General features: G+C 49.7%; 6 protein-coding genes, 1 tRNA gene and 1 pseudogene. 3 read left to right on the top strand and 5 right to left on the bottom strand.

Annotated features, from left to right (window positions below):
* The first annotated feature begins 150 nt into the window (after positions 1–150).
* Positions 151–12,546 (top strand): non-ribosomal peptide synthetase/type I polyketide synthase, encoded by a 12,396-nt coding sequence (locus ABEB26_RS09315; protein WP_345721703.1) that lies wholly within the window; start codon positions 151–153, stop codon positions 12,544–12,546.
* A 135-nt stretch (positions 12,547–12,681) separates the two neighbouring features.
* Here the strand turns inward: ABEB26_RS09315 and ABEB26_RS09320 are convergent, their stop codons facing one another.
* Positions 12,682–13,290, bottom strand: a complete 609-nt coding sequence (locus tag ABEB26_RS09320; protein WP_345721704.1) for a hypothetical protein — start codon at positions 13,288–13,290, stop codon at positions 12,682–12,684.
* 402 nt (positions 13,291–13,692) lie between these two features.
* Here ABEB26_RS09320 and ABEB26_RS09325 point away from each other — a divergent pair, with 402 nt between their 5' ends.
* The gene (locus ABEB26_RS09325) at positions 13,693–17,607 is read left to right on the top strand and encodes an NACHT domain-containing protein (RefSeq protein ID WP_345721705.1); all 3,915 of its coding nucleotides are present in this window, start codon (positions 13,693–13,695) and stop codon (positions 17,605–17,607) included.
* Positions 17,608–17,627: 20 nt separating this feature from the next.
* On the top strand, positions 17,628–19,001 hold the full coding sequence (locus ABEB26_RS09330; protein WP_345721706.1) for a caspase family protein: 1,374 nt from the start codon (positions 17,628–17,630) through the stop codon (positions 18,999–19,001).
* 36 nt (positions 19,002–19,037) lie between these two features.
* Here ABEB26_RS09330 and ABEB26_RS09335 read toward each other — a convergent pair whose 3' ends face one another.
* The 4 genes and pseudogenes from ABEB26_RS09335 to ABEB26_RS09350 all read right to left on the bottom strand — a co-directional run bounded on the left by ABEB26_RS09335 (position 19,038) and on the right by ABEB26_RS09350 (position 23,175).
* Positions 19,038–20,654 carry a PAS domain S-box protein gene (locus ABEB26_RS09335; protein WP_345721707.1) on the bottom strand — a complete coding sequence of 539 codons (1,617 nt, stop codon included), beginning with the start codon at positions 20,652–20,654 and terminating at the stop codon, positions 19,038–19,040.
* A gap of 321 nt (positions 20,655–20,975) precedes the next feature.
* Positions 20,976–21,052: transfer RNA gene (locus ABEB26_RS09340), tRNA-Arg, on the bottom strand.
* Positions 21,053–21,521: 469 nt separating this feature from the next.
* Positions 21,522–22,481 (bottom strand): annotated as a pseudogene (locus ABEB26_RS09345) (hypothetical protein); the annotation flags it as partial.
* A gap of 136 nt (positions 22,482–22,617) precedes the next feature.
* Positions 22,618–23,175, bottom strand: coding sequence for a TetR/AcrR family transcriptional regulator (locus ABEB26_RS09350; RefSeq protein WP_345721708.1), 558 nt, complete (start codon positions 23,173–23,175; stop codon positions 22,618–22,620).
* Between the last annotated feature and the right edge of the window lie 16 nt (positions 23,176–23,191).

Below are 23,191 nucleotides of genomic sequence, written 5' to 3' on the forward strand. Positions count from 1 at the left end.
GCTTACGGCGAGTCAGCTCACAACCCCAATCAAAGCTTATGGTATTCTCTGTGCTAAGAGTCCTTCTTGCTGCCTGCGCTGACGCTGATATCCTAGATTCTCGGCGGTTAGCAGCAGCGTTGCTTGCTAGCTAGGCTTGGAGAATGCCACATGATAGCTGACTTATTGTCGCGCCCCGAGGTTAATACCCTGCCCGATCTGCTCCGAGCCGCAGCAGAAGCCAATCCCAATCAAGTAATTATCCATATCGCCGCAGCAGGACACGAACGGGTTATCTGTTATCGAGACCTGTATACCAATGCTCAGCAGATGGCCCATATGCTCCGGAGCAGTGGCTTGGCTCCACGCCAGTTAATCCTTATTGCTGTTGAAGCCAGCGATGATTTCCTAACAAGCTTTTGGGGTGCGATCATAGCGGGCCTTATTCCAGCACCCTTAGCCGCCGAACCAGAACGTATTTTGGCAATCTGGGCAGCCCTCGATCAACCAGCCTTACTGGTTAATCCAAACCTTGGCGAGCGCCTTGTTGCATTGGTCACCCAGCAAGAGCTAGCTCATCGATTTCCGCTAGCGCCCCAAAAGCTCGAAGCGGGGTCATGGACAATCCCAAATATTCAGCTTTTCTCTTCTGTCCCACAGACTACTATGTTTTCCGATAGCCTAGTATCAATTGATGCTTGGCAACCCCAAGCAAGCACAACTGCCTACCTTCAGTTTTCATCGGGAAGCACTGGTAATCCTCGTGGGATCGAATTATCTCATGCGGCATTGCTTGCCAACCTACGCCAGATGCAGACTGCCTGTGCGCTGAATGATCAAGATAGTACGGTAACTTGGATGCCCTACTATCACGATATGGGCTTGATTACAACCCATCTATTGCCACTTGCGGTCGGAATCAAGCAGGTAAAAATCGCTGAATTTTATTTTGCCCGCCGACCGTTGATCTGGCTAGAACTTGCTGATCGCCATCAAGCAACGTTGCTCACAGCAGCACCCTTCGCACTGGAGTTAGTAACTCGGCGCGTACCAGCAGAGCGGATTGCAGCACTTGACCTCAGTTGTGTGCGAGCACTGGTCGTTGGAGCCGAACCGATTATTCCAGCCACCTGTCGAGCCTTTCTTGAACACCTCGCCCCAGCAGGACTAGCCCCTCAAGCCTTGCTACCAGTCTATGGGCTGGCCGAGGCCTGCGTTGGCGTTACGCTCTCGCCGCTTGGCACTGGCATGCGCACCTATCTGCTTGATCGTCAGCTGTTGGTACACGAGGGCAGAGCGGTTATGGTGGATCACGCTCAGCGAGATCAACCTCAGAGCACAAACTCCGACGCTGAGCCGCCGCTCGAAATCGTTGATGTAGGCCGAGCATTACCAAATTGCTCACTACGGATTGTTGATGATCATGATGATGTACTGGCTGATGGCTATATTGGCCAGCTTCAGGTGGCTGGACCGCAATTGATGCGTGGCTATCATCGGGCAACTGACCCAACCGCTGCATTTGCTGATGGTTGGCTACGCACTGGCGATCTGGGCTTTTTACTGCATGGTCGGTTGGTCATTACGGGCAGAGCCAAAGAAATCATTATTGTCAATGGTCAAAAATATCATGCTCCCGACCTTGAAGATCGCATTCGCAACCTTGATGGCTTGCAGCATACTCGGCTGGCGGTTTGCGGAGCAACTCGTATTGACGATGCTAGCGAGCGGGTTGTGGTCTTTCTTGCGCTGCCGCGGGCAATCCAAAGCCACCCTCAAGGCGTTTGGCAAGCTGCAATTCCATTACTCAGCGAGGTTGTTCGCTGTCTACGTCGTGCGACCAATACCAGCGCAATCGATATTGTGCCGTTGTCGGCCAAGCAATTTCCCCGCACGACCAGCGGAAAAACACGGCGCACTCAGCTACGGGCACGCTATGAGGCAGGTGAATTTGATAGCCTGATCAACGCAGTTCATGCTGAGTTAGCGAAATTTCACCCAATCCCTGCAATGATCGTTCCTGCGAGCCTTGAACAAGCGATTATTCAGCTTTGCGCTCAAACTCTGGGGATTGAGCCAAGCATTATTGGCTGGCAAACATCAATTTTTGAGCTTGGCGCGACCTCGTTACAATTGATGGATCTTTTGGCACTGATTGGTGATCAATTTCAGGTTGAGCCTGATCCTGCGGTGTTGCGAGCATATGAAACCCCGGCCAAATTGGCCAACTGGCTACGACTTCAAACCCAAAAAGCCCTTGAAACGCAGCCTCGATCGATCAGCAAAGAACCTTTGCCAGCAGAAACAGAGCCGATCGCGGTTATTGGCATGGCCTGTCGTTTGCCTGATGCCGAAACCCCTGAACAGTTTTGGGCCAACCTCATCGCTGGGGTCGATAGCATTCGGCCGCTACCCGCCTCGCGGCATAACTCACTACAATCAGAATACGCTTGGGGCAGTAGCATCGCCGATGTAGACTCCTTCGATCCAGCGTTCTTCAAGATTAGCCCAGCTGAAGCGGCAGTCATAGACCCGCAACAGCGGATTTTGTTGGAATTAGCCTATCAAGCCTTAGAGCACGCTGGCTATGCAGGTGGGCGACGGCTTGGCAGGCGGGTTGGCGTGTTTATTGGGGTCGGAGAATCGGCATATCAGCAGTTGCTGCTCCCCCTAATTGATAGTGACTCACCATTACATCCCGCAACCGTCACCGGAACGATGCGCAATCTGATTGCGGGACGCATCGCCCATTGCCTTGATCTCAACGGGCCGGCAATCGCGATCGATACAGCATGTTCATCAAGCTTAGTGGCGTTACATCTGGCCCGAACAAGCTTGCTAGCTGGTGATTGCGATATGGCGATCGTCGGCGGAATTAATCTCAATCTGAATAATACAGCGCACCAGCTGCTGGGGCTGGCTGGGGCATTATCACCAAGTGGGCGTTGTCGGGCTTTTGATGCTCAGGCTGATGGAATTGTGCTAGGCGAGGGCGCAGGCATCATCATCTTGGAACGTCAGGCAATTGCCCAACAGCACAGCGATCCGATCTTGGCCTTGATTCGTGGTTCAGCGATTAACAACGATGGTCATGGCCTCAGTCCCATGGCTCCCAACCCAATTCGCCAAGCCGAGGTACTCGAGCAGGCCTATCGTAACGCGGCGATCGATCCAGCAAGTGTCTCGTATATTGAGGCTCATGGCACTGGAACGGCCATTGGTGACCCGATCGAAGCTCGCTCATTAGCCCAAATCTTCCCTCCCGCAACTGCTGGCGAAACTCGCCTGATTGGCTCGGTCAAAACTAATATTGGCCATTTGCTGAATGCGGCGGGCATTCCGTCGTTAATCAAAGTGATTTTAATGCTGCAACATGGCCAAATTCCGCCATCACTCCATTACACAAAACCCAATCAGCGCATTGCACTAGCAGCTAGTGGTTTGGCAATTAACAGCACATTAACTCCATGGTACGGCCCGCAACCGCTACGGGCGGGAATTAATAGTTTTGGATTTGGCGGAACGAATGCTCATGTGATTCTTGAAGCTGCGCCAAATGCTAACCAGCCACAAGTAATCAGCACGAATCATTCATTCCAACTATTAGCGCTTTCAGCACGAAACCAAACGGCACTAGGCCAGCTTGCTGAGGCATTAGCCAAACGTCTGCACAGCGATCAGACCCTCAGTGTGGCAGATGTGTGTTTCAGCATGACCGAACGCGAGATTTTTGAACAACGGGCAGCCATCCTGATTGATCCGACAAAGGAGCCACGAACCGAGCTTATTGCAGCCTTAGAGCAGCTAGCCACAGCTCAGCCCAACCCCGCAGTTATCCAAGCATCGACGAATGGTCACCACGGTAAAATAGCCTTGCTGTTTGCAGGCCAAGGCGCTCAGTATCCCCAACAAGGCGCAGTGCTTTATCAAGAGCAAACAATTTTTAAAACAACCCTCGATGCAGCATCAGCCCAGTTAGGGCTGATCAATGGCCGAACCCTCCTTGAGTGGTGTTTTGATCCCGATGTCGATAACACGATGCTGGCTGATACCGCGATTACGCAACCGCTGTTGGTTGCATTTGAAGTAGCCTTAGCGCGACTGGTGATCAGTTGGGGGCTTGCCCCAGATGCAGTGGTTGGGCATAGTGTTGGTGAGCTAGCAGCAGCATGTATCGCCGGAAGCCTCAGTTTTGAAGCGGTTTTAGAGCTTGCTCGAGCACGTGGTCAGCTCATGGCAACTCATGCCGAGCCAGGCATGATGGCAGCAGTTTTTGCCCCAGCAGCGGTGGTGCAGGCGGCGATTGCCCCGATGGCAGCCGATTTGAGCATCGCTGCCTTCAATACACCTAACCAAGTGGTGATTGCCGGAAAAAATCAGGCCGTTACGCAGGCCTTGCAACGCTTGGAATACGATGGCTATACGGCGATCAGCATCAACCAGCAGATGGCCTATCACTCGCCATTAATCCAAGCCGCCGCCCAACCAATCGCCGCAGCAGCGGCAGCGCTCGTCCCAAATCCGCCAAGCATCCCGATGCTGAGCAGCGTAAGCGTCGATTGGATCGGTGGTACTACAACGATCGATGCAGCGTATTGGGCAAACCAAGCAATTCAGCCAGTACAGTTTGCACCTGCAATCGAACGATTAATTAATGAGGGTTTTAGCACGTTTGTTGAAATTGGCCCGGGCAGCACGCTGGCGGCCTTTGTCCGCCAAACTTTGGCCCAACGCAATGGGCATATCGAGGCACTGTTGCGCAGAGGTGAAAATGATCATGCCAGCATTCGGACTGCCCTCAGTCGCCTGTGGGTCAAAGGAATTGATCTCGATATGGCGGCAATCGTCACCAGTTTGGCTGGTGGTCGGCGGGTCACGCTCCCAGCCTATCCATTTGCCCGTGAACGGCACTGGCTCCCAACGCCAGCAGCAAGCCCACAACCTAGCGCTATAACATTGCATTCAAAACAAACCGCCTTGTACAATAATCAGCAAATCGCTGCCGTAACCCTCAATCCCACGTCAAACGGCTATAGCTTGCAGCTCAAAACCGCCGATGGCCAGATTTTGCTCAAATTGGATGATCTTCAGCCCGAGCAGCCCACACCGCCGCCAGCGCTACCAACTCAGGGCTTGCTGCATGCGATCAGCTGGAACGAGCTAGCACTACCAACCCAAACAACCACAATCAATACCTGGCTGATTATTAGTCCGATGGCGCATGAACTTGCCACAAAGCTTGCCAGCGCAAGCCATGCACTTGGGCAGCAGTGCCTGATTGTAAGCAGTGATTCGTTAGCAAGCGAACGACCAACGTTCGCAGACCAGCCCTATGGCGTGATTTTCCTAGCGGATTGTGGCCGCTTGCCAACAATTATCCACGCCGATGAGCTTGATCAGGGAGTCTTAGAACTCTTACAAGCAACCCAATCAATTCTGACATGGCCCGACCAACCAGCAGGCTTATGGGTGGTTACAGCTGGCGCATATGCCCCAAGTGCTGATGAGGATGTTGCTGCTGAACGAGCACTGGTTGCCGGGCTGGGTGCGGCAATGCCTGATCAGAATACTGGCTTTCCATGTGTGGTGATTGATCTGCCATGGGCTGCTGATGCTGGGGAGCAGGCCAAAACGCTGGTTCAAGAACTTGGAGTGCAACCAATCAGCGGAGTATTTGCTTGGCGCGATGGCAAGCGATTAACCCGTACCATCGCGCCGCTGCCAGCGGAACTACCATCGCCCAATGGGTTGGCACCAGCCGAACCAGCAGGCCGTGTTATTGTGATTGTTGGCGGAGCGGGTGGGGTTGGGGCACAGCTGGCGCGACATCTCGCCACCCGCAACCAGCCAAAACTGATCCTGCTTGGTCGATCACCGCTTGATCCTCAACGAGCTGGGTTGCTGGCCGACCTTGAATCACTTGGAGCCGAGGCCCACTATCATCAAGTTGATATTTGTGATGCGCAGCAAGTTGAAGCCTTGATTGCCAAACTAACCATCACCACCAGAATTTTCGGGATTATCCAAGCAGCAGCAACCCTTGATGTTGGCTCGCTCTCGGCCAAGCAGCCTGAGCAATTTGCCGCCGTCCTTGCACCAAAAGTTAAAGGAACCTGGCTACTAGCCCGAACCCTCGAACGCTATGGGCAGCAACCAGCATTTTTTATCACCTGCTCATCGATTGCAGCGGTAATCGCGGGGATTGGCGGCGGGATTGCCGATTATGTGGCAGCCAATGCCTTTCTTGATGCCTTTGCCGCAAGCGAACGACGAGCCGGACGCACAATGCTCGCCTTAAATTGGGCGGCATGGGATGGTATTGGCTTGGCTGCAACGCCCTTGGTAACTAATCGACTTAAGCTGCATGGTTTGCCTCCATTGCAGCCAAACCATGCATTGCAAGCATTTGATCAAGCGCTAAATAGCCAGCATAGCCAGTTAGTGGTCTTGGCTCCATATAGCAATACTACATCGACCGAACTCGACACAAGCCTCCCAGCAGCCTCGCTTGAGCAAACCAGTTTAAGCAAACTGCCAGAAACTTCAAGCCCAATTGCCCAACAGCTTCAATCATTAATTGGCAAAGCCTTGCGGATCGCTCCAGCCAGCATTTCGCCCGATGCTTCATTTCTATCACTTGGGCTTGATTCGCTGCAAGCGGTTGATCTCGTGAAACAGCTTGAACAATCTACGGGTAGAGTCTTACCACTGACCTTATTTTTCGAATTCCAAACTATTCGAGCCTTGGCCGAGCATCTCGACACAACCGAGTGGCCGCAAACAGCGAGTGCCTCAACGGCATCAACAACAGGCGCAAGCGCTGAAGATTCGTTTGCGCTCGCACCATCACAACTGGCCTTCTACCTTGGTAACCAACTCTACCCTGAAATGCCAACCTTCAGCTTCGTGCGCCAAGATATTGCGGGGCCGCTGGATCAAACAGCCTTGCAAGCGGCTCTGGGCTATTTGGTAGAACGCCATTTGCTGCTGCGCTGCCAATTCGAGCCAATCGATCAACAGCAAACAAAACCACGCCAGCGGATCATCCCAGCCGATCAGCTGCCAATAGCGCTGTGGTTTGAGCAACACGAAGCACCAGCTGATTTGGAGTCGTTGGAAGCTGCATTGTTCAATTATTCCTTTGATCTGCATCAAGCGCCACTCTTTCGGGTTATGCTCTATCGTCGGGCTGAAAACCGTTGGGTGCTCTGTTGGCTACTTCACCATAGCATCGCTGATGGCTGGAGTATGCAGATTTTGCTGACTGAGTTGTGGCAGGTATATACCCAACAAACCCAAGGACAACCAGCCAAACTGCAAACCATCGCATGTCAATTTAATCAGTATGTAAACCAAACATTGCACAACAGCACTAGTGTACAGGCTGATCATGATCGGGCTTGGTGGGAAACCCAGATTCAACAACAACGGGCAGCCCTCGCATGGACGCTACCCCACGATAGTGTCGATCCAAAACCTAGCCAACCAGCGATCAGCAGTATTCGCCAACAGTTTGATCGTGAAACCAGCATTGGGCTACGCCATTATGCAGCAGCACTTGAGGTATCACTGTTTCATCTTTTATTAGCAACCTATGCCCATCAATTGGCAAACTGGAGCCAAGCAAATGCCATTAGCATCAATGTTGCAGAACATGGACGCGATATCAAACTCGCGGGGATTGAATCTATGGTTGGTTGCTGCGCCGATCAACTTCCACTGCTTTTGCAGGTGGAAAATAGAGCAACTAGCGCCGCCCTTGCCTCAGTCGTTCGCGATCAATGGACAACCATCCAACAGCATCGTACAATCGCGGCGCGTGATTTGACACACTTGTGCAGCGCACATTCGCACGAGTTGCGTGCGCCTGGAGCGGCCTCGTTCAGTCTTGCTCGCTTTTTCGGAGAGCTGCCCAACGATTGCCCAATAACTATTCACGACCTGGTTGCTCGCACGGCCACCCCATCTACGCAGCTCTCGTTGCTAATTTGGGAATTTAATCAGACGCTCCAATGCATGTGGACATACCAAACCAGCGCCTTTCAAGCCCAAACCATTGCCGACTTGGCCAATGGGTATCAGCAAGAACTCACGGCGATGGTGCAACCAATCGATGTCGATAGAACGACTCCTGATACACCAAGCCCTCAGTTCAGCCCAATCGAGCAAGTTCTTACCCCTCAGCGTATCCTTAACCAATGTTTAGGTCAACCAGAGCAAATTGCCGTTCGAGAGGGGGGCGCATCTTTAACGTATGGAGCGCTAGCCGATGCTGCGCATCAAGTAGCAAACTGGCTTAAGCTGCATAGTATCCAGCCAAATCAACCAGTCGGGCTGTTAACCCAACCAAGTATCGCCAGTATTGTGGGCATGGTTGGCGCTTTGTGGGCAGGAGTTACTTGGATTGGGCTAAATCCAGATTATCCTAGCCAAAAACTTCAAAATCAACTCCAACAGGCCGAAGCCCAGTTGCTCTTGCATCACGAGGATACGCGGCTGCTAGCCGAGCAGATTCAGCACAGTGGCACACCAACGTTAACAAGTGGCTGTTTAGATCGCCTCATGCAGAGTTCGCCTTTAATCCAAACGGCACAATCGAAGGTGCTAACCACAGCAGCCGATACGATCGCCTATATTATGTTTACTTCTGGCTCGACTGGAACACCCAAGGGCGTACCGATCACCCATCGATCACTGGCAACTTATCTTCAATGGCTGACTGAGACATTCGATTATAGCCCCAACGATCGGCTCTTGCTGACGGCGGCACTCAGTTTTGATGCAGCCATCAGTCAAATTCTTGGCCCACTGACCTCCGGCGGCACAGTGATTGTGCTTGAACCGCTGGTTATTCGTGATCCAAAAGCGCTGCTGGCTGCGATTGAGCAGGAGCGACCAACAATCTGGCGCTCAGTGCCTGCCTTATGGGAACGCTTGATCAGTAGCATTGAGCAACAAATCGCCGAAGGCCAGCCAGCCCCAGTGCTAGCAGAATTGCGGATAATTGGCGTAGGTGGTGAGGCACTACCTGCCAGCTATGTTCGCCGCTGGATGGATCTCTATGGCGAACGGCAGCAGATTGTTAATCATTATGGGCCAACCGAAGCAACCATCAATGCAGTTTGCTATCGGATTCCCGCGCGACCTACCGAAACAACCTTGCAAATTCCAATTGGCAAACCGATCAGTGGAGTTATTACTCGAGTGCTTGATAGGCAGGGCCAAGTTTGCCCACCGCAGGAGATCGGCGAACTACACCTTGGAGGCCTAGGTCTATCGCCAGGCTATCTAGGACAACCCGAGCTTACGGCACTCCAGTTCGTTCCTGATCCATCCCGATCCAGTGAGCGCTTATATCGGACAGGCGATCTTGTGCGCGAATTGTCCGATGGAAATCTCGTCTTTATGGGGCGAGCCGATCATCAAATTAGTTTAAACGGCTATCGAATTGAACCCCTCGAAATTGAAGCAGCGCTACTGGAGCATCCATCAATTACCAATTGTGTTGTTTGTCTGGAAACCGAAGATCAGCACTCGCCAATGCTTGTCGCGTATCTTGAGTCAAACGCTGAACTCCCATCAACCGCAATGGTGCGCCGCTGGCTACGAAACTTATTACCAGAGTTTATGATTCCCCAGCGTTTTTATCGAGTACCAAGTTTGCCAACCACCAACTCTGGCAAAATCGACCGATCGCGCCTGCAACTGCTACCGAGGATTGAACCAAATCTGAGTAACCATGGCAACCTGCCAAGCACCCCAACCGAGCAGCTGCTAGCCGAAATCTGGCAGAACGTATTGAAACTGCCAGCGGTGCAGCGCGAGGATGATTTTTTTGATCTTGGTGGCGACTCATTACGCTTGCTTCAGGTCTTGAGCCAGCTGAAAGGCAGGGTTCCCAACCTACCACGGGCCGCGATGCTCTATCAACAACGAACCTTAGCCGCCTGCGCTCGCCTCATCGATGCTGAAGTTGTTGCCCCAAACAGCCAAATACCAATGCCAAACCTTGCTGCTCGTAATGGAGACCAGCCTAAACTAGCCAACTTTGCCCTAACTTCGATCCAAAAAGGATTTCTACTGGCAGAAGCACTTGATCCGAATGCAGCAACAACGTGGTGTGCCAGCCTCATGGTAAACGGCCCATTAGATCTCAATTGCCTGAGGCAAGCTTTTGAGGCACTTGTACATCGCCATTTGATGCTGCGCGTGCGGATTGACAGCCAAGCACGGCCACCATATCAGCGCGAAGAGCCAAACCATCGCCCCCAGTTAAGCTTCGCTGATTTAATGGATGATCTTGCAGCTGGAATTGACGAGCAGCATGTGATCACAACTCACTGGCAAGCAGCCCAAGCTCAGCGCTTTAATCTCGCGCATGATCCACTTTTGCACATGCAGGTACTTCGGCTAAGCCCAAGCCGCCATGTGTGGTTAATTAGCGGCCATCATATTATTGGCGATGGCTGGAGCACATGGATCTTTGGCCAAGAACTGCTCTGGCTTTACGATAGTTTTGGGCGCGGCGAAATTCCGGCCTTACCAGCACTTCGTTCAACATTCATCGATTATGTCAATCTTTTACAGCAGCAGCCAAATCTGCTCTCGTCGCATGCTGAGTATTGGCGCAACACCTTTGCAACGCCCTATCATCGACCCATACTTTCAGTGAGCAGTCAAGCTTCAGTCAAGCCAGCCAGTTTTTTAAAGGAGATTCGCAGTTTACCTACGAACAGGGTTAAACAACTACGCCAAATCGCCACAGCTGCGGGATTGACTCCCTATCTTGTACTTTTGACAATCTTTGTCCATCAACTGCGTAGGCTGAGTGGGGTTGATGATCTGGTGATTGGAACCGCCCATGCTGGACGCGATCTCGATCTGCCTGATATCGAGCGAATCTTTGGATGCTTTGCAACGGCGCTACCGCTCCGCATTTCGCAGCCAAACCACACTCGCTCATCAGTGCACGACTTATTGCAACCAGTTGCGCAGGCATTTAGGGCAGCCTATCTCCATGCATTACCACCAGCGGAGATTAGCCGAATTCTTGCAACCACGATCAATCCTCAGGCAAGCGAGCTAGCAGCGATTACTGTGACTGGTGCTCAATTTTTCTTTACCTTCTTAGATTTCGATGCACTAGGAGAATTAACTAGTCAAAGCCTCACGATTGATTGGCAGGCTTCTGAAACGGAAATAAACCCGCCACTTGGAGCAACAGAAATTCTCTTAGCAGTGCGGGTGGTCAATGACACGCTTCAATTCACGCTCCAAGCTGCTGCGGATACGCTAGAACAAAGCACCGTGCACTCAATGATCGAGCAGATGCTTGCCGATCTCATGAGTCTAGCGCTACCAGCATCCGATCGTCCGATTCGCTTTAGTTCAGCCAATCAAGCCCCGAGCACCCTGCTACCATCAACGCTTGATGCTGCACTAATCGGCTATCTACCCTCAAGCCCAAGCATGGCAAAGGTGTTGGGGCTACAAGGAGCCAGCGATATTGTGCGCGAACAGCTGCGCCGCTTGTTGTTCCCCCAAGGTCAGCCACGTTGGGTTGAAGTGCTACAAACCTCAATTGGCGCTTCGGCCATGCTCTGTCTGCCATGGTTTGCCGAAGAACTGCATAGCGAGAATGCACCTCGCCTTGAAGCGGAAATTGCCAAGGGCATGCTGATAGCTCAAACCCAAGGAGTACGGTGTGTCTCGTTGGCAGGCATGCTCCCAGCGCTTAGCGGCTATGGGTTTGGGGTTCTACGGATGCTAGCAGGCAATAATCAAGCAACTCCGGCCTTGACTACTGGCCATGCTACGACAGTCGTCGCGGTTGTCCAAACCATTGAGGCAGCACTTAAGGCAACGAGCCGTCTGCTAGAAGGCTGCGCTATGGCATTTGTTGGCCTTGGTTCAATTGGCCAAGCGGTATTGCAGGTGCTGCTCAAGACCTTGCCCCATCCTCGTTCGTTGATTTTGTGTGATACGACAGGCCATATGCCCCGTCTGAAGGCACTGGCTCAATCCCTGACTCAGGATCTAGGTTATCAAGGAACTATCAGTGTTATGGCGAGTGAGGGCAAGGTTCCCGCCGCAATCTATCAAGCCCAAGTCATTGTTGCCGCCACCAGTAGCCCAGAAATTATCGATGTTGAACGCCTTCAAGCCCGAACAATTGTCATCGATGATTCTTTTCCAGCTTGTCTTGACACAGGAGCGGCGATCCAGCGGATGCAACGCGCTGGCGATGTGCTGATCGTGGGTGGTGGTCAATTGGCATGCTGCCCCAGCCAACGCACAATTGATCTGCCAATTGATAATCCCATGCTGCGCCAACGGATCATGGCCGAAGTTATTCCAGATAGCACAGCTAGTTGTCAACTTGAGGCATTGTTGTGGGCTGCCAATCCAAGCCTGCCCCTGACCCATGGGCTAGTTAGCGCAGAAGCCGCGTTACGCTATCGCCAAGCAGCAATCCAAGCTGGTTTCAGCGCTGCGCCATTACATTTACAGGGCTTTCAGCCTGATCTAAAGCTGCTATCCGCGTGGCACGACGAACCAGCGAAATAAGCTCATTTAGACCGTTGACAGTAAGCGGCCCTATCCAGCGCCGCTTATTGCTGCAAACTGAGGGCGGTAGAGGTAAACCCCTGACTTACATCTTGGGGTTTCAGTTAATGTTGCCCTAGTAACTGGCATATTTACTTACCCAATCAATTGTTTAATTTGCGCATCTAAGGTGATATTGTTTTGTTGCAAAATACCTTGGGCTTCACGTAATTTCTTACGAGCTTCAGTAATCAAGGTTAGTGCATGATGAATTTGGTCAGTCGTAGCATCATCGGCATCATGGGTGATAGTTTGTAGGGTCAGCATGAGTTGGCGCAAGCTCAAGGAGGTGGTTGTTGTGGCAATGTGAGGATCATTATGGTCAGCAGGCAATCCATCTGGCTGCATCATAAGCTGGTTATCATCACCAGTTGTAACCAGTGATCGATCAGCATTACCACCGATTGCCACTCCATGATCACGCTGATTCTGCTGGACAACTGATCCATAATAATGCTGGATGATCGTGCTGACCTTACTACCAGGCAGGGGATCATCACTTTTAATGTTGCGCAGGGCTAATTCTTGGTTAAGTTGTTGAATCGAGGCTAGCTCGCTATTAATCTGATTGGTAAGATTAATAGGGATCAACGCGTCGCCAAATTGGCTGGCTTGAGGCATCAGGATTGTTAAGTTTTTGCGGTGGATCTCACGTAAGCCCAAAAGGGTGGCATCGGGCAAATAGGGGTAGGTATCAGCACTCATAATATTCTCCTCTCGATAGTTAAATATACCATTTCAAAGTGAAAATCCTCAAATTAGGTCGACGATAATTTCCTAACAAGCCGAGCATACGAACATCATTGAGTATACCATATTTTTTCTACAAAAATTACTATAGACTATTTCTATGCCTAACATTTTTTAGCAAAAATCTCATTAGATTCAGGCGCTATTTCCGATTAATTTGAGGTACAATAGGCTGGCGTACACGACAATCAACAGTCAATTGTAAAATTGCCATTCAGGGTATGATCTCGGCGGCCAGCCCGATGGTTTGGCATTCGAGAATTTATGCTTAGCTACAAACGCTGTCAACCCATGCAGTTTCAAAGGCTTCTACTAACTTAGAGGTTAACAATCCACTCCAACAACAGAGGTCTTGCAATGAGCACTGATCAAGTTCACCACAATACGTATAATTTCATTAATGCCACTATTTCGCACAGTGCGATTGGTGATGGTGCGCAAACCATTAATCAGAACCAAGTCTCAACATTAGATCTTATCGAGGCGATTCGCCAAACCAGTATAAGCTTGCATGCATATCCTAGCACTATAGCCGACCAGTATATCGAGCGAACTGAAGTTCAAACCATTACACAATGGATCATCGAAGCACCTGTGACACAACAGTTGGGCATGTTGCTCGATCAGCCAGGTGCTGGTAAAACGGTGGTCTTGCAACATGTGCTGAAACAACTCGCGCAGGCTGGCGTTTTAGTGTTGGTGATCAAAGCTGATGCCCTGCGAGACATCCGTTCAGCAACAGATTTAGCCGCCTATCTCAATTTACCCGTAACAATCGAAACGATTGCCAATACCCTTACAGAGCAACGCCTCGTTGTCATGATCGACCAGATCGATGCCTTATCGCTAACCCTTGCCCGCGATCAAGGTACGCTTGATGTTATGTTGGAGACCATCGCGCGGCTCCGCCAAATGCCCCATGTACGGATCATTAGCGCTTGTCGTACCTTTGATTTAAATAATCATCCACGCCTAGCGGGCATTAAAGTCGATCAGAAATTTAGCTTAGAGCCGCTGAATCAAGCTCAGATCACCACGCTCTTAACTCGTTTAGCGCTTGGATCAAGCCATTTCTTGCCAGCTCATTGGGAGTTACTCAAGGTTCCGCTGCATTTAAGTGTCTATGTAAAAATTATGCGCGATGACCAAATTCAGCCGCCCGATCAGTTTCGATCGCTCCAAGATCTGTATGGCGAGTTGTGGAATTTGCATATCCAACACGCTCCGCCAGCAATTGATGCTAGCGAACTGGCAACCGTGATCTATCTACTCGTTGATAGGATGCAAGCAGCCCAACAAATTACGGTTGCTACAAGTGTGCTCGATTTGTATCCAAAAGCCTTGAATTATCTTCTGCATACGGGCTTATTGCATAAAACCCAAACAAACGTGGCATTTTTTCATCAAACATTTTTCGATTATTGCTATGCTCGGCGATTTGTTGCAACCAACCAATCGCTGGCAGCGACAATCCTTGCAGGCTCACAAGGGCTTTTTGAGCGTTCGCAGCTGGTTCAAGTTTTGGCCTATCTACGCGGCAGTAATCCAATAACCTATCTCCGTGAGCTAAAAGCTCTATTTGAGGCAAAAACACTACGCGCCCATCTCCAGCAATTACTCTTGCAATGGTTTGGCAACTTAAGTGCTCCAACAAGCAATGAACTTGCAATCGTTCGACGCTGGAGTAATGATCTCAATCAGCTAGGGCAATTTTTTAACTATGCTAGCCAGAATCTTGACTGGTTTAAGGTTCTTGACCAAGCAAAGCTTATCTTGGGGTTAATTCAAAGCCAGAATGAACAAAAAATCGATGTAGGCTTAGAATTTCTCTATCAATTTATCAATCAGCAAACTCAAACAGTTATCGATTATATCCAGCCCTACTTCGGTACAAACACCGAATGGGATGCAAAAATTGCAGCCGGGCTTACCCATATTCGTGATTGGAACAATGAAGCGGCGCTAATCATGTTTTGTCATTTATTAGAACAAGAGGTGATCAGCAGCCATCATCTTTATAATCTAGCATCCAATCCACAGTTTGCTTGCCGTGCCCTCAAGGTCTATCTCGATCAACGCTTGGATGGGTTGGTACAAACTGCAACCCAACCCAACGAAAAGCTCTCTACTGCACATTATGAGCTATCTACAGAGCTTGAGCACTATTTCTTTGGGGAGTATGCGGTTAGCGAAATTCTGCGTCAAGCTACAACCCATAATCCAAGGGCAGTCGTTGAATATATTTTGCCTTCACTGCTCAAAATAACCGATCTGCACGAACGCGAAATATTTACCGCTGAATCATACCCCTGTAGCTCAATTTCGATGTATTGGTATGGCGAGCATGGGCCAAATGATGCTGGAACAATTGCCCTGCTGATTGCTCAAAGCCTACGGACGTGTGCCCAAGTGCATAAACAGCTCTTCGAGCAGATTGCTGCTGAGCTAGTTACCCACGAAACTCTAGCCGCGCAACGAATTCTCGTGTATGCCTACATGGCTGAACCAGAATATTACAAAGACGCTATTGTTGATTACCTCTTAGCTGATCAGCGGCGCTTGAAAATTGGTGAGCCATTAGAAGACCCCAATTATGAATCGTGCATGCTCTATGGCTCAATCGTGCCATTTATCAGTGCTGAACAACGTCAATTCTTAGAAGCACGGATTCTTGAATTACATCCCGCCTGGGAGCGCCGCAATGGCGAATCATATGGAATTACTCAATTGCGCTTTCTAAAAGCAGTCGCTCCTGAATATCTCTCTGATCAGGCGTATCAACGCCGCCAAGAATTAGAACGCAAATTCCCTGAATTTCGCTTACAACCACCCCAAGGAGTTCATTCTGTATGGGTGGGATCGCCAATTGCACCAGATCAAATTGAACGGATGGGTGATTCAGCTCTATTTAAAGCGATGCAACACTATGATCAATCCACGGGATGGGGTGGGATTCGCGAGCACCATTTTGGTGGTGGAGCCGTCGAATTTTCGCGCCTGATTCAAGATCAAGCCAAAATTAATACCGATCGCTTTGTTAACTTTTTGGGCAAATATGGCTCTAGGCTTGAGCCAATTTATCTGTGTGCCATTCTGACAGGGCTAGCCGAATCGGCGCTAGCAGGCGATTCGATTTTTAGCTTGATTCAACAATATGCAACGCATGTTGAAGGCACAGCACGCATGGATATTTGTCGAGTCTTAGCCAAACGATCAAAAGAGGCTGTTCCAATCGCTTTAATCGACCTGCTGAAAGATTGGGCCTTGAACGATCCTGATCCGACAACTGAACCATTGAGCCAGCCCGATACTGATCAACTGCAACCGGAAGCCCACCTTCAACGCGGGATTAACAGTGTTCGTGGCACAGCAATTGAGGCCTTTTGTGTGTGTGGAATGGCACAAACCGCATTTCTTAATGAGGCAATATTTGAAGGTTTAACCGCTGCCACGAATGATCCGTCAATAGCAGTTCAAGCCAGCATCTTGTATAGCATTAATAAGGTTATGCATCTGAACCCAGAACGGAGTATTGAACTATTAGCCCACATTTTAAATCGCCACCCAACATTATTTGAAAGTGGCGTAACCCATCAACTGCTACATCGGTCGTACTTCCGTTTTTTCGCCCAAATTCGACCATTACTTGAACAACTACTTGCGCATCAGCATGATCAAAGTCGCGGGGTTGGGGCAAAAATTGTTTGTTTAGCAGCATTAAGCAATCCAGCAGCACGCGATTTGGCACAACGCAGCCTTGCCGGTGATGTGGTCTTACGTCAAGGAGCAGCTCAGGTATATGCCCGCAACATCACTCACCCAGCCTATTTTGCGGTTTGTCTTGAGCAACTCCTGCGCTTGATTGATGATCCTGCTGCCGAAGTGCGCAAAGCCGCTAGCGAATGTTTTGAACAACTGGATCTTGAGCACCTTGAGCCAACCCGCAATTTGATTGAAGCTCTATTGCAAGCACCCACACTCGTTGATGGTGTTGCTAGCCTAATTAAATATCTTAAGCTAATCGCGCTTGAGGATGTGGATTTAGCGCTTGAGGCAACCAAAACGATTGTGATGCGGCTTGAGACAGACCAACCAAGCGATGGTTTCCACCATAGCCGAATGCAAACAGAATTGATCAGCATTCCCTTGAATATCTATCTGCATGCCGATAATCCGACGATTAAGGCTCAGGCAATGGATCTATTTGAGCAATTTATTACCAGCCAGCCGGGGAATGCGCAGCAAATTTTAGCTGATTGGGATCGACGCTAACTGATTAATCTGGAGGAATTATGCAATTTGATCATGGATATGCCTTATTGATTGGGGTAGGAGCGATTAGCAAATATGCTGAATGGTCATTACCAATGACGGTTAACGATGCCACAATCCTTAAAAGCTTGCTGATCGATCAACATTTTTGTGGTTATCCTGATAATCAACAGCATATTCGGCTACTCACCGATACTGCTGCAACCAAAGATTCGATTCTCGATGGGCTTGACTGGCTAGCAACCTGTGCCGACAACGATCCAGCAGCCACGATTCTCTTTTTTTACTCTGGCCATGGCTGGATTGATAAACAAACCGGAGCCTACTATCTTGTCCAGCATGATGTTAGCCCAGTCAACCTCGCCGAGACGGCATTATCGGCCCACGATATTACCGAAAAGTTACGGGCAATTAATGCCCAGCGTTTACTAGCGATTTTCGATTGCTGCCATGCCCAAGGAATGGCAACCTCCAAGGGTGAGCTAGCTAAGCCTGTCGAATTACCAACCAACCTTGAGATTGCGGCATTACCAAAATCCTTGGTCAATGATCTAAAACAGGGCCAAGGCCGAGCAGTATTTACTTCATCATTAGGCAATCAGCGATCATGGATGCGCGATGAAACCATGAGTCTATATACCTACCATTTAATTGAGGCCTTGGAAGGCGCAGGCAATAAAGCGGGCGATACAACCGTGCGCATCTCAAACCTCATGAACTATCTCGGTGCAGTGGTTCCTGCTAGTGCTCAAATGATGGGCAGAGAACAAACGCCCTTTTTTGATACGGCTAGCGAAGATTTTCCGATCGCCTTGCTGCTAGGCGGCAAAGGCCTTGGAGTAAATGGCTGGGTCAAAGCAGAGCCATCAACATCGTCGATTCCTAGTCGCCAGGTTACGCAATCGGCAGGCGATCATGCAATTCTAGTTGGCGGTGATGCCAAGCATACTATTTTCAACACAGGTAATGGCAATCAATTCAAGCAATCACACTATACGCTTAAAGGCAATCAGATTGAAAACTCGGCAATTGGTGATGGCGCAAATGTCACCAATAAAGGCAATCTAAACATCAGCGGAAGCACGGTCGGTTCGGCTGTGGGCATTAATTATGGCACTATCAGCCAAGAATCGCCAGGCAAATCTGCGCCAATCACGCTCGGGGCAATCATTAAATTAGCCGAAACAATTGCTGAACAGATGCGTGATGAAGAATGTTGGGAACAACTTCAACTTGTTCTGGTTCAACTCAATGCCGCTCTACGGGCTGAAAAGCGAGCTGATACTCATGTACGTTCGACTAAAATTCAGCTAGCATCGAGCAGCATCACAGCGCTGACGGCCAGTCACAGCGAATGTATTGCCTTAGAACAGCAGATCAAACAACTGATTTAGTCAATCATAGAACCATCAATCGAGTAGCCTGCTCGCCTATTGCAGCGATCGGATTGCATAGGTGATTCCTTGTTGCAGGCTACTCTGAGTGCTGATTGCCCGGAAATCAACCCCCAATGTAACAAGCGTTTGGGCCAACTCGGGGCGAATACCTGTGATGATCACGCGAGCACCAAGCAATTGCACACTGGTAGCAGCCCGAATGAGTAATCCAGCCACCTGGGTGTCCATCACGGGAACGCCCGTCACATCGACAATCGCGATATGGGCTTTGTGCGTATGCACACCATCTAATAACGTTTCCATCAAGTGCTGTGCTCGTGCCGTATCAACACTACCAATCAATGGCATTAGCACGACCGTATCAGCAATTGGAATCAATGGGGTTGAAAGATCGCGCAAGGCTTGCTGTTGCGTCCGAATAATTTCTTCATGCAAACGCTGGCGTTCGGCCTCAGCCTGCTTTTGATCACGAATATCGTGGGCGATCAGTGAATAAAAACTGGGCTGTTGATCACGATCATAATGACACAAAACTTGATAATGCATTGGGAGTTGATTGCCCTGGGCTATTTGCAGATGATAATCACCCATCCAAGAACCATGGGTTTGAGCATGGCGCAAGGTTTGGTCAATCCATGTTTGGTCGCCAGCATCGCGGTAGAGCTGCCGCAACGTTAGCGGTTCAGCAGAGGGAGTTAATACATGCTGCACAACCTGGCGAGCAGCAGGATTTAAATATTGGATCTGGCCTGCGACATCGGCAATCATTACCAGATCAGGGGTTGCGCTTAAAATCGTGTCAAAGCGGGTTAAAAGGGCTTCGGCTTGTTTTTGTTGGGTAATATTCAGCAAAACGCCATCCCACAGCGTTGCCCCATTGTCCAATTTGGTGGGTCTTGAAGCACTTTGTAACCAATGTTCTTGACCATTGATCACGACTAGCCCTTCCCAATGCCAAGCAGCAAGGCTTTCTGCAGAAGCCAGCATGCCTTCATGAAAACGGCTACGGTCAGCAGGATGCATAGTTTCGGTCACAATGCTTGCTTGGTGCATAATTGCTTCCGGCTCCTGACCATAGAGATCACGGCTGCCTGTGCTGACAAATGGAAAGCTCATGGTCATATCAGGGTTCAGCAACAGTTGATAAACCATACCTGGTACGTTATCAATGATCCGTTGTAAACGCGTCTCGTTATTCGTGCGGCCTATTGAGGATTCGCTCGTCTTACTCAGATCACGTGAAATACCAACGGTTCCGATAATCGCCCCATCACGGTTGCGAACAGCATGCTTATTGGTCGCAAACAGATGCACTTCACCGCTATGATGGGTGACTGGCTCACAGGCTATCTCTAATGACTGGCCAGTTTGAAACACCTGAGCATCATCACGAATATATTGTTGGGTATAATCGGGCTGATTAAAATCGGCATCAATCACATCTTGGAGTTGTTGCTTACCCATCCCATAGTATTCGCGAAAGGCGCGATTGGCGTAGCGAATGTGCGAGCCTGGGCCTTTGTATAAAATTAAATCGGGGAGGGTATCTAAAATTTGTTCGTAGATTAAGAGCTGTTCCCGCAGGCTATCAATCGTTTGCTGAACGTCGTGAGGGGTTTGATCTCCAGCTTGATCGTTCTTTTTTGCCATTATAGGACTCCCCAAGCTATGGCTTGATCCCAACTGTGCGGATAGTATGAAAGAGCAAAAACTGAAATCCCAACGATCTATGGTCTGAATTAATCTGATGCGGAGAAGTGCAAGCGGATACCTAGTTAGGCATTAAGCTGCTGCATACATGTGCAGGTGACCAGCATAGCAGGTCAACAGGTCGATGTCACTAGGAAGATAGGCTAGAACGGTGACTAAAGCTAGGGTGATTCCTAGGGGTCATGCACGTATGTCCTGAAGATTATAAGCTATTCTGGTTAATAGGTCAGCTAAAGTTTTAGATTTAATGGGAGGAAGAATTGGCACGGACGGCGGGACTCGAACCCACGACCGTCGGTTTAGAAGACCGATGCTCTATCCAACTGAGCTACGCCCGCCAATAATGCAGGGTCATGCTTAACCATGACCCTTAGAGTATAGCATATTCTCCCAACTTGTTTGCCAGCGTTACTTTAGTTTACGCACAACTGGCGACCAGACTCGATAGCCGTTGGCAATAATGCTCGCTTGAACTGTTGCTGCGTTAATTTGGGCAGTATTGACAATAACTCGCCGTTCATTGGTGCTCACCGTTGCCCGAAAGCTAATTACAGCACTCTGCGAATTGGGAATTATGCCACTCCATTGCACACTATTGTTGCTAATGCTTGGTGTAGCCAAATTACTGGGGTTGATCGTGGCACTAGCTGGGACAATCGCCAAGCCATCCGGCAATTGATCATTCATGGTTTGAGCACTACCATTCCCAATAATCGTAATTGCATAGCGTAATTGTTGACCTTGATCAACCCCACCAAATTCGGCAAGTTTGCTTGGTTGGGGTGCAGCGCTGGCGACAACCGCAGCTGAATCGGCGTTGAGTTGTAGGCTTGAGCTATCGACAGCTTCAAAATGATCGCCGCGAATTTGATCAAACGAACTGACTAAATCATCATCATCCCAATTAGGATTAGGTGCACCTGAAATATACCAATCTGAGCCATTATCAGCCACAATGATGCCATAGCGTTGCATTGCCCGTAAAATAACTTGCATGTCGCTTGAAAAACCCGAAATATCAAAGCTTGATTTTAGTCGAAAGCGCATGCCCATGGGTGGTACATTCTGATCGGTAATCGATGAAGCAAAATGGCGGGCTGGCCAAACATAGGCTCGTTGTGAACGTTGGATGGTGAAACGAATTGCGTGCTTAATTTCGCCTGCCTGAACTTCTTCATAGCGCACTAAGCCAGGCAAAATCGGCAAACCCGCTGCATCAGCAGAAGTCCATGTATCAGGGCGCAGCGCATTTGAACGTAAATCAAAAATCGCCCCATTACTAGCATTCCAGGTTGTATCATTGAGCTTCGTAGCATTATAAAGCTCATAGAGTTTACATTCGCCCTCGCGAACGACTAGCACGTGGTGGTCACTGCCATGTTCACGCGGCGCGTTGGGCGGCACTGGATATTGGCCTGAGCCGGTCGTTGGGTCGCTCTCATCAGGATACTCAACAAAATTCACGGTTACGGTTGGTTGATTGGCGGGCACAACCACATACGGAATCCCAATATCGCCACCATTCCACTGGGCCGCGCCAAAATCGGGGTGCAAAGTTTCGCTACCACCGATACTCGCAATATATTGGCTCGAACGGGGATGCACTGGCAAGTTATCAATCGGCGTATTCCAAATATTATCAAGCGGGAAAACTGGGCACTGACCAATGGTTGGTGAGCTTTGGGGACTCGGCGGAAAATTGGTTGGATTGCTGGGAGTACTATTGGCAACTGGGGCATTCGGCCACTCGCCACTACAAGCGGCCATCAAACTAACAACAAGTGCAAGAACGATCATCCGACGCATCAAGACCTCCTTTGGTTTGCTGCGAATCATCAAGCATCGCCATAGGCAGTCTACCATAGCCTTTTGCCGCTGTCGCTATTTAGCTTTAATCAGGATCTTACTCGCTAGCACTTGGCTCGCTCATTGGCCGAATTAGCAATTTATTGACAAATTCGGCCATTTGGTCGGGCGTATATTGCGTGCCACGCTCAAACCACCAGCGCATCAACGACATCATGCTGGCCACAAAATGGTAGGAAACTAAATCGGTCGGCAGACTACGCCCGGCAAACGAGCGCTCGCCCTCAGAAATGCCAAATTCAATCATTGGCCCGAGCAATTGTTCAGCAATTGGGCTACGCAACAACACGCGCAAGACATCGCGATATTGATTGGCAAAACGAAAGGCATTCAGGGTATTTTGTTCGGCAGCAATTGTCGAATCGGGCGGAATTAAAAATTGCTGGCCCTCGATCAGCATTTCGCCAACCACCGCATACAAAAGCGCCTCTTTATCGGGATAATGGCGATAAAAGGTTTTATTGCCAACGTTAGCCCGTTGAATAATCGCCCGTACAGTCACCGCCTCGTAGCCTTGCTCAATAATTAATTCAATAAATGCTTGACGCAAAGCCTTGAGCGTGCGCTGAATTCGAATATCCTCTTGTTGTTGCATAGAATGTTCCCTCAAA

Source organism: Herpetosiphon gulosus (assembly GCF_039545135.1).
Classification (GTDB): Bacteria; Chloroflexota; Chloroflexia; order Chloroflexales; family Herpetosiphonaceae; genus Herpetosiphon; species Herpetosiphon gulosus.